Genomic DNA, 8665 nt, shown 5'->3' on the forward strand with positions numbered 1-8665 from the left:
TGAAGCCCACCCTACGCATCGGCAATCTGTTGGTAATGCGTTGATCGCGCGTCGAATCGCTTGAGCAAGGCCCGCGCCGCAGGCGGTACCACCGCGGCTTCATGATCCGCGCCGGCGAACGCACGCACGGCCTCCAAGCCGTCGAAACGCATCACCGTGACGAATTCGACCTCATCGCCAGCGTCGCGCCGCAGCAACTCGATGCCGCGATAGCCGGCGATCTTGCGCGCCGCGATGCCGGCGAAGATTTCTTCCAGCAACAGGCGTTGGTAGGCATCGGCGTCCTGCGGCGCAGTCCAGCCGTGCCAGGTGCGGACGATCACCGTGCTCAGCCTTTCGGTACGACTTTCGGCGCCACGGCGACCGGCTTCTTCAATTCCGCGAGTGCCGCGGCAATCGGCGCATCGCCTTCCAGCACTTCGCCGGCATTGGCGCCGGCCACGCCCTCATCGTCACCGCGCAGGTGGCCTGGCAGCATGGCTTCCGTGTAGTCGGCGCGACCGCCGTTGGTGGCATCTTTTTCGGGATGCAGCACGACGTCCGGCTCGATACCGCGGGCCTGGATGGACTTGCCACTCGGGGTGAAATAACGCGCAGTGGTGATCTTGACCGAATCGCCGTTGTCCAGCGGAAGCGGTGTCTGCACCGAGCCCTTGCCGAAGGTGCGGCTGCCGACCACGCGCGCGCGACCGTTGTCGTGCAAAGCGCCGGCCAGGACTTCTGCGGCGCTGGCGGAACCGGCGTCGACCAGCAACACCACTGGCGCGCCATCGAGGCGATCGCCCGGGGTTGCGCCGAATTCGGCATCGCTGCTGGCAACACGACCGCGGATGCTGACGATCTGGCCGCGATCGAGCAGTTCGTCGGCGATCTGCACGGCCGTGGTCAACAATCCACCTGGATTGCTGCGCAGATCGATCACCAGTCCGCGCAACTTGCCGCTCGCCTGCAGTTGCTCGAGCGCGCGGGCGAAGTCGGCAGCGGTGTCGGCCTGGAAGGTGCTGATGCGGACGTAGCCGTAGCCAGGCTCGAGCAGGCGTGAGCGCACGCTGGCGACGCGGATGGTTTCGCGCACGAGCGGCACGTCGAATGGCTTGGGTTTACCTTCACGCACGATGGTCAACACCACCTTGGTGCCTGCGGCGCCGCGCAGCGGACTGGAACCGGCTTCGACATCGCTGGCATCGTTACGAATGGGTTTGCCGTCGATGGCCGTGATCACGTCGCCGGCCTTGATCCCGCCGCGTGCGGCAGGAGTGTCGTCGATGGGCGCGATGATTTTCAGCGTGCCGTCCGGCATGTGCATCAGTTCGATGCCGACGCCGTCGTAGGCACCGCGGATCTGCTCGTCGAATTGCTCGGCATCGCGCTTGGCCAGATAGGCGCTGTGCGGATCGAGGTCCTGCAACAGGCCGCGCACGGCTGCCTGCATCAGCTTCTTGTCGTCGACCGGATCGACGTAGGCTTCCTTCACCACGGTGTAGAGCATGACGAAACGGCGGATTTCATCCAGCGGCACCTTCGACGCCGCGCTTTCGGCTGCGTCGGGATCGTCGCTGGAAGCGACCGTGCTGGTCTTCTCCTGCGCGAGCGCCGGAACGCAGGCCAGCGACAAGACGATTGCGAACAGCGGGAACAGACGCATGCGACAACTCCGACAGACGAGACGGGATACGACCGCGTGCGGCGCCGCGGGTTCGCAAGGATTATGCGGGCGTGGTTGGAGCTTGCGTTAACGGCGCGTTGTGCGCGCGCGACCGGTTCATCTCTTCTGCAGCCAGCTGTTGGGATTCACTGGCTGGCCGTTGCGGCGCAGTTCGAAATACAGCGCCGGCCGGCCCTGGCCTCCGGAGTTGCCGACACTGGCGACCGGATCGCCACGCTTGACCGCATCGCCGGCGTCGCGCAACAGCGCGTCGTTGTGCGCGTACAGGCTCATGTAGCCGTTGCCGTGATCGACGATCAGGATCAGGCCATAGCCGTTCATCCAGTCGGAGAACACTACGCGGCCGTCGGCGACGGCTTTGACCGTGCTGCCCGCAGCGGCGCCGATCAGTACGCCTTCACTGCTGCGTCCGTCCGGCAGGGTGCCGCCGTAGCCGGCAAGCAACGCCCCCGACAAGGGCCAACTCAAGCCACCGACCTGCAGCGGTGGCCCCGATACGATCGCCTTGCGCAACGGCGTGCTTGATGTGGCACTGCCCGCTTTTGGCTTGCTGGCTGCGCGTTGCGCTGCCGCTTTCGCCGCGGCGGCACGCAGTTTCGCGAGCAACTGTTGCAGCGCCTTGGCGTCGCGGCCCAGGGCTTTTTCGCGATCGGCGCGGTCTTCGTAACGTTGCTCGAGTTGGGCGACCAGGCTGACGCGTTCGCGGCGCGCACGTTCGAGCTGGGCCAGTTGTGCACGCTGATTGCGCTGGGTGACATCGAGCTCCCTGCGCTTGGCAGTGATCTCCTGCTCGAGCGTATCGAGCTGCTGCAATTCGGCGTTGAGCGCCTGAATGCGCTGCGCACGGTCGCGTTGCAGGTACCGATGGTAGGTGATCATGCGTTGCGCATCGGCGACGCGATCCTGCGCCAGCAGCACCTTCAACGGCGCATCGCCGCCGACCATGTACGCCGCGCGCAGGAGCTTCGCCAGCTCTTCGCGCTTGCCGGCAAGGCTCGACTGCAACGTTTCGCGGCGCTGCTGCAATTCCGCCAGCGCCTTTTGCTCGCGGCTGAGCGCGCGCGCGGTGTCGCGCAGGACACGGCTACTGCGACCGACTTGCTCGTCGGCCTCACGCAACTGGCGCGAGGCCTCGCCGCGCTGGCCTTCCAGCCTGCGTCTCTCCGCGGCAACGTTCTTCAGCTCGGTACGGACGCGCTCGAGCTTCTTCTCCGCCTCGCGACTGCTTTGCGCACCCACGGTGCCCGCGGCAGCGAGCAACAAGAAGGCGAGCAGTACGGCGGCGGTCCGCATCAAGCCGGTGCGAACAGGCTGCTGCCGCTCATCTCGGCCGGTTGCGGCAGGCCGAGCAGGTCGAGCATGGTCGGCGCGACATCGCGCAGCGCGCCGCCAGCGCGCAACGTTGTGGCCCGCGTGCCGACATAGACGAACGGCACCGGTCCCACGGTGTGCGCGGTATGCGGCTGGCCGGTGACGGCATCACGCATCAGTTCCAGGTTGCCGTGGTCGGCGGTGATCAACAACGCGCCGCCTGCATGTCGCACCGCGGACTCGATCGCGCCGATCGCGATGTCGACCGCTTCCGCGGCCTGGATCGCGGCGGCAATGTTGCCGGTATGCCCGACCATGTCGGGATTGGCGATATTGCACACCACCACGTCGAACGCGCCGCTGCCGATCGCATCGACCAGCTTCGCGGTCACTTCCGGACAGCTCATTTCCGGCTGCAGATCGTAGGTCGCGACCTTCGGGCTCGGCACGAGGATGCGTTGTTCGCCTGGATACGGATCCTCGCGCCCGCCGCTGAAGAAGAAGGTGACGTGCGCGTACTTCTCGGTCTCGGCGATGCGCAGCTGCGTCAGGCCCTGTTCGGCGAGCAATTCGCCGATGGTGTGGCGCAGGTCGTCCGGTGCGAACGCAACCGGTGCCGGCAGCTTGGCGTCGTATTCGGTCAGGCAGACGAAGCGTGACAGCTGCGGTCGCCGCGCAGCGAAGCCGGAAAAGTCCGGAGCGACGAACGCCGCGGTCAACTGGCGTGCGCGATCGGCGCGGAAGTTCATGAACACCGCCGCATCGCCATCGCGCATCGGGATGCTGCCGGCAAGGACGGTCGGGGCAACGAATTCATCGTTCTCGCCGCGTGCGTAAGCTTCGTGCAACGCGCTCAATGCATCTTCGCTGGCCTGCGTACTGCGCGCCTCGACGATCGCGTCCCAGGCGCGCTGCTGGCGATCCCAGCGGTTGTCACGATCCATTGCATAGTAGCGCCCGCTGACACTCGCGATGCGGGCGTTGCCAAGCTCGGCACATTTCGCCTGCAACGCGGCGAGGCTGGGTTCGGCCGAACGTGGCGGCATATCGCGACCATCGAGGAAGGCATGCACCGCCACCTTCGCCACCCCTTCGCGCTGCGCCAGCTCCAGCATGGCGAAGATATGCGTCTCGTGGCTGTGCACGCCGCCCGGCGATAGCAGCCCCATCACGTGCAGCGTGCCGTTGTTCGCTTTCGCCGCGGCACAGGCCGCACGCAATTCGGCGTTGGCGAAAAAACTGCCGTCTTCGATCGCCGCATCGATGCGGGTCAGGTCCTGGTAGACGATGCGGCCGGCGCCGAGGTTCATGTGGCCGACCTCGGAATTGCCCATCTGCCCGTCCGGCAAGCCGACGTGGCGGCCTTCGGTGTGGATCAGCGTATGCGGCGCATCGGTCCACAGCCGGTGCCAGTTCGGAATCCGCGCCTGCGCCAGCGCGTTGTCGGCGGGATCGTCGCGATGGCCCCAGCCATCAAGGATCAGCAATACCACCGGCTTGGTACGCGAACTGGCTGCTGGCACGACGAGGGCTCCTTGGCAATATGCACTAGTGACTTCGGACAGGTGTGGATTGTAGCGAAGGGGCGGAAACTGGGTTTGTCGGCCCGGTTTATCAGGAACTAAACCTTCGTCGCCCGCAAGGCATCCATCCATCGAGCCCATCGTTCGATCCCAATAGGAACCTCGCCATGTCGCGCATTCGCCTCGTTCTAGCCACTGCTGTCGCCTTCGCCATCGCACCGGCTTTCGCTGGCCAGGACATCGACAAGATCAACGGCAGCATCACCGCCGAAGCCAGTCAGACTTACGGCGACCTGGAAACGGTCAACGGCAGCATCCGCGTCGAGGCCAATGCCCGCATCGAAAACGCCGAAACCGTGAACGGCAGCATTCATGCTGCCGACAACGTGCAAGCGCAGTCGCTGAGCACGGTCAACGGCAGCATCCGTGTCGGCACCCAGGCACAGATCGATGGTGGCGTTGAAACCGTCAATGGCAGTGTCTTCGTCGATCGGGGCAGTCGCATTGCCCGTAACGTCGAAACCGTCAACGGCGCGATCGGCCTGGTCGACAGCGATCTCGGCGGCGGCATCGAAACCGTCAACGGCGACATCACCGTCGGCGCCGGTTCGCACGTCCAGGGCGGCATCCACGTCGAAAAGCCGGGCACGCAGTGGATCCAGATCGGCAAACGCAAGCCGCCGCGCATCGTGATCGGCGCGAACGCGCAGGTCGACGGTCCGTTGGTGTTCGAACGCGAAGTCACCCTGTACGTGCATCGCACGGCGAAGATCGGCAAGGTCAGCGGCGCCACCGCGGTGCGCTACGACGGCGATCGCGCGCCGAAGGATTGATTGCGTATTCGTCCTGGATCGCACTTGTTTAGAATCCGGGGTTCCTGAACCGAGGAACTCCGGATGTCGCTCCGACCCTTGCTCTGCTTCGCTGGCGTCATTGCATTAGCCGCCTGCAACCGCGCCCCGGTGGAAGCACCGGCCGTGACGACGCCAGCACCTGCGATTGCGCCGGCTTCCACCCACGATTTCGCACCCGAAATCGCCGCCGCCGATTTCGCCGCACACGTCAAGACACTCGCGTCGGATGAGTTCGAAGGCCGTGCTCCCGGCAGTGCCGGTGAAGAAAAAACCGTCGCCTACCTCGAAGCGCAGTTCAAGCGCCTCGGCTTGAAGCCGGGCAACGGCGACAGCTATTTCCAGACGGTGCCGATGACCCAGACCACGGCGGACGCATCCACCGTGCTTGACCTCGATGTCGCCGGCAAGTCGCACGCGTTGAAGTTCGGCACCGACATGGTGATCGGCACGCGGACCGGCCAGCCGAGCGTCGGTATCAAGGACAGCGAGCTGGTGTTCGTCGGTTATGGCGTCGATGCGCCGGAGCAGCAGTGGAACGATTACGCTGGCCTCAACGTCAAGGGCAAGACGGTGGTGATGCTGGTCAACGATCCTGGCTTCCACGCCAAGGACGAGTCGCTGTTCGAAGGCCGTCGCATGACCTATTACGGCCGCTGGACCTACAAGTTCGAGGAGGCCGCGCGTAAGGGTGCGGCTGCCGCGCTGATCATCCATGACACCGAAGGCGCGTCCTACGGCTGGGATGTAGTGAAGAACTCCTGGTCGGGCGAGCAGTTCGACCTGCGCGCCGCCGATGACCCCGCGCCCCGCTTGCCGATCCAGGGCTGGATCACCGGGGAAGCTGCGAACGCGTTGTTTGCCGACGCCGGGCTCGATCTCGATGCACTGCGCAAGGCCGCCAACCAGCGCGGTTTCAAGCCGGTGCCGCTCAAGGCCAAGGCCACGACCACGCTCAACAGCAAGATCGCCGAGAAGTCGTCGCGCAACGTGATGGCATTGCTACCGGGTAGTGCAAAACCGGATGAGGCGATCGTGTACATGGCCCACTGGGACCACCTGGGCAAGCACGATGGCGAGCCAGGCGACAACATCTACAACGGCGCGATCGACAACGCGACCGGCGTCGCCGGCATCCTCGAGATCGCTGAGAAGTTCGTGAAGTCCGCGCAGCCGATGCGTTCGGTGCTGTTCCTTGCCGTGACGCTTGAGGAGTCCGGACTGCTTGGCTCCAAGTACTATGTCGCCCATCCGAGCGTGCCACTGAACAAGACTGTCGCTGTGATCAACATCGATGCGATGTCGACTTATGGCAAGTCGAAAGACATGGTCGTGACAGGCCTCGGCAGTTCCGAGCTGGAAGACATCCTCAAGGCGATCACCGACGGACAAGGCCGCGTACTGCACGCGGAGGCCACGCCGGAGAGCGGCTTCTACTTTCGCTCCGATCATTTCAATTTCGCCAAGGCCGGCGTGCCAGCGCTGTACGCCGAAGGCGGCGAAGACTTGGCCGTTGGCGGCGTCGAAGCCGGTCGCAAGGCCAGCGAGGAGTACACCGCCAACCGCTATCACAAGCCGGCCGATGAATTCGATCCGAACTGGAATCTCGAAGGCGTGCTGCAGGATCTGGAGACGCTTTACAGCGTCGGCCTGACGCTTGCCGATGGCGAACAGTGGCCAAACTGGTATCAGGGCAACCCGTTCCGCGCTGCGCGTGAAGCCTCCCTCAAGGCAACCGCCAAACCGTAACCTGCTTCGTCATTGCACAAGGAACGGCGTCCGCAGGCGCCGTTCGTATTTTCCGGCTAGGCTGTCGCCGCCAATCATTGGGGAAGCATCATGCTGACGTTGTCCACCGCCTACTGGTGCGTGTTGATCGCCGCACTGCTGCCGTATGCCTGGGTCATGATCGCCAAGAGCAGCGGCGAGCGCTACAGCAATCGCGACCCGCGCGGCTGGATCGCACGTCAGGAAAACCCGCGGGTGCACTTCGCCAATGGCGCGCAGCTCAATGCATTCGAGGCGTTTGCACCGTTCGCGGCAGGCGTGGTGCTTGCACAACTTGCCGGGGTGAACGCCGAGCGCATCGCGCTTCTGGCGATCATCTTCGTCGTGCTCCGCGTGCTGCATGGCCTCCTCTACATCGGCAACAAGCCACCGTTGCGCAGCCTGGCTTGGTTCGGCGCCTTCGTCTGCGTGCTGCTGCTGTTGGTACAGGCCGCGCTACGCATCGGGGCCACTGCGTGACACGAAGCAGTCGGCAAACAACATGAGCGAACCGGTTGGCATCGCGCCGCTAGTCGCGGCATTAGGTCGCGACGGTTTCTGCTTTGCCGAGGCGGCGACGATGCGTTCGCTGTTCGCACCCGGCGCGCTCGGCGATTGGCCCGCCTTCGCCGCAAGCTGGGATACGTTGGCGCCAGACACGTACCTCGCGCAAACCGGCCGTCATCGACGCCGACGCCATGGCGTGTTCGCTGCAGCGGCCAGCGGGCCAATCCGGCACGAACCGCACCAGCCGCATTACCAGAGCCTCGACTACAACCCACTGCAGGGCGACATCGAGCGCTGGTTCGAGCCACTGACGCCGGATGTCGCCGCCAGCGTCAGTTTGCGGACCATCCTTGCCTTCACTCGCGACTTCTTCGGCGAACTCGCGCCGGGCGTGGACCAATGGCGTATCGAAGTCCATCAGTTCCGCATCGAAGCCCGCGCCGGACAACCTGGCGAGCCGACGCCAGAAGGCATCCACCGCGATGGCGTCGATTACGTGCTGGTCCTGCTGATCGACCGTCAGAACATCGCCAGCGGTACCACCACCATCCATGCCGCCGACGGCTCCTTGCTTGGCAGCTTCACGCTGGCCGCACCACTCGACGCCGCCCTGGTCGACGACAACCGGGTGTTCCACGGTGTCACCGCCGTTACGCCGCTGGATCCAACGCGACCGGCGTATCGGGATGTACTTGTCGTGACACTACGCGCCGTGGGTTGATTCTTCGGTCTGCGACCCGGCATACGGACCACAGTTCCCACGGGAATCCCATAGGCCGCGGGCGCACCTTGGCTGCAAACCTGCGCGCAAACAGGCCTCTGGCAAAGAATGATTTTGCCTGCGACTATCCGGACACTGGGTCAGATTATTTAGTCGTTTATTAAGTCGACCATTTAGTTTAGCCCAAAGAAAACCCTGCAGCGTGAGCTACGGGGTTTTGGATAAAGGCCCTGGCGATGACCTACTCTCGCAGGCACGCGGGCCGGGGTGGGTGGTGCCGCACGTACAAAGAAGAAGGCCCGTCCTTGCGGACGGGCCT

The 8665-nt window shown here is 64.6% G+C and carries 8 protein-coding genes; 4 read left to right on the forward strand and 4 right to left on the reverse strand.

The genetic code is table 11. The annotated features are described in order from the left end of the window. Nucleotides 1-11: 11 nt before the first annotated feature. From MO486_RS15905 to gpmI, 4 genes are all read right to left on the reverse strand, one after another. Nucleotides 12-323: a hypothetical protein gene (locus tag MO486_RS15905; RefSeq protein WP_242910219.1), complete on the reverse strand. Its 312-nt coding sequence runs from the start codon at nt 321-323 to the stop codon at nt 12-14. 5 nt (nt 324-328) lie between these two features. Beyond that, nucleotides 329-1645, reverse strand: coding sequence for a S41 family peptidase (locus MO486_RS15910; RefSeq protein ID WP_242910221.1), 1317 nt, complete (start codon nt 1643-1645; stop codon nt 329-331). A 117-nt stretch (nt 1646-1762) separates the two neighbouring features. Next, nucleotides 1763-2959, reverse strand: a complete 1197-nt coding sequence (locus MO486_RS15915) for a peptidoglycan DD-metalloendopeptidase family protein (protein ID WP_242910223.1) — start codon at nt 2957-2959, stop codon at nt 1763-1765. Then, on the reverse strand, nt 2959-4500 hold the full coding sequence (gene gpmI, locus MO486_RS15920) for a 2,3-bisphosphoglycerate-independent phosphoglycerate mutase (RefSeq protein ID WP_242910226.1): 1542 nt from the start codon (nt 4498-4500) through the stop codon (nt 2959-2961). Before gpmI ends, MO486_RS15915 begins: the two co-directional genes overlap by 1 nt. 167 nt (nt 4501-4667) lie before the next feature. On the opposite strand from gpmI, the gene MO486_RS15925 reads away from it, so the two are divergent. The 4 genes from MO486_RS15925 to MO486_RS15940 all read left to right on the forward strand — a co-directional run bounded on the left by MO486_RS15925 (nt 4668) and on the right by MO486_RS15940 (nt 8346). Beyond that, nucleotides 4668-5333, forward strand: a complete 666-nt coding sequence (locus MO486_RS15925) for a hypothetical protein (RefSeq protein WP_242910247.1) — start codon at nt 4668-4670, stop codon at nt 5331-5333. Between the two features lie 63 nt (nt 5334-5396). Continuing rightward, nucleotides 5397-7100, forward strand: coding sequence for a M28 family metallopeptidase (locus MO486_RS15930; protein WP_242910249.1), 1704 nt, complete (start codon nt 5397-5399; stop codon nt 7098-7100). A 90-nt stretch (nt 7101-7190) separates the two neighbouring features. After that, on the forward strand, nt 7191-7598 hold the full coding sequence (locus MO486_RS15935; protein ID WP_242910252.1) for an MAPEG family protein: 408 nt from the start codon (nt 7191-7193) through the stop codon (nt 7596-7598). Nucleotides 7599-7698: 100 nt separating this feature from the next. Beyond that, nucleotides 7699-8346 carry a 2OG-Fe dioxygenase family protein gene (locus tag MO486_RS15940; protein WP_242910267.1) on the forward strand — a complete coding sequence of 216 codons (648 nt, stop codon included), beginning with the start codon at nt 7699-7701 and terminating at the stop codon, nt 8344-8346. Nucleotides 8347-8665 lie beyond the last annotated feature (319 nt).

The organism is Lysobacter sp. CFH 32150, from assembly GCF_022758295.1.
Taxonomy (GTDB): Bacteria; Pseudomonadota; Gammaproteobacteria; order Xanthomonadales; family Xanthomonadaceae; genus CFH-32150.

Coding starts and splice junctions, on each gene's coding strand:
- MO486_RS15940 (WP_242910267.1), top strand. CDS start 7,699: ATGCGTTCGCTGTTCGCACCCGGCGCGCTCGGCGATTGGCCCGCCTTC.
- MO486_RS15935 (WP_242910252.1), top strand. CDS start 7,191: ATGCTGACGTTGTCCACCGCCTACTGGTGCGTGTTGATCGCCGCACTG.
- MO486_RS15930 (WP_242910249.1), top strand. CDS start 5,397: ATGTCGCTCCGACCCTTGCTCTGCTTCGCTGGCGTCATTGCATTAGCC.
- MO486_RS15925 (WP_242910247.1), top strand. CDS start 4,668: ATGTCGCGCATTCGCCTCGTTCTAGCCACTGCTGTCGCCTTCGCCATC.
- MO486_RS15915 (WP_242910223.1), bottom strand. CDS start 2,959: ATGCGGACCGCCGCCGTACTGCTCGCCTTCTTGTTGCTCGCTGCCGCG.
- MO486_RS15910 (WP_242910221.1), bottom strand. CDS start 1,645: ATGCGTCTGTTCCCGCTGTTCGCAATCGTCTTGTCGCTGGCCTGCGTT.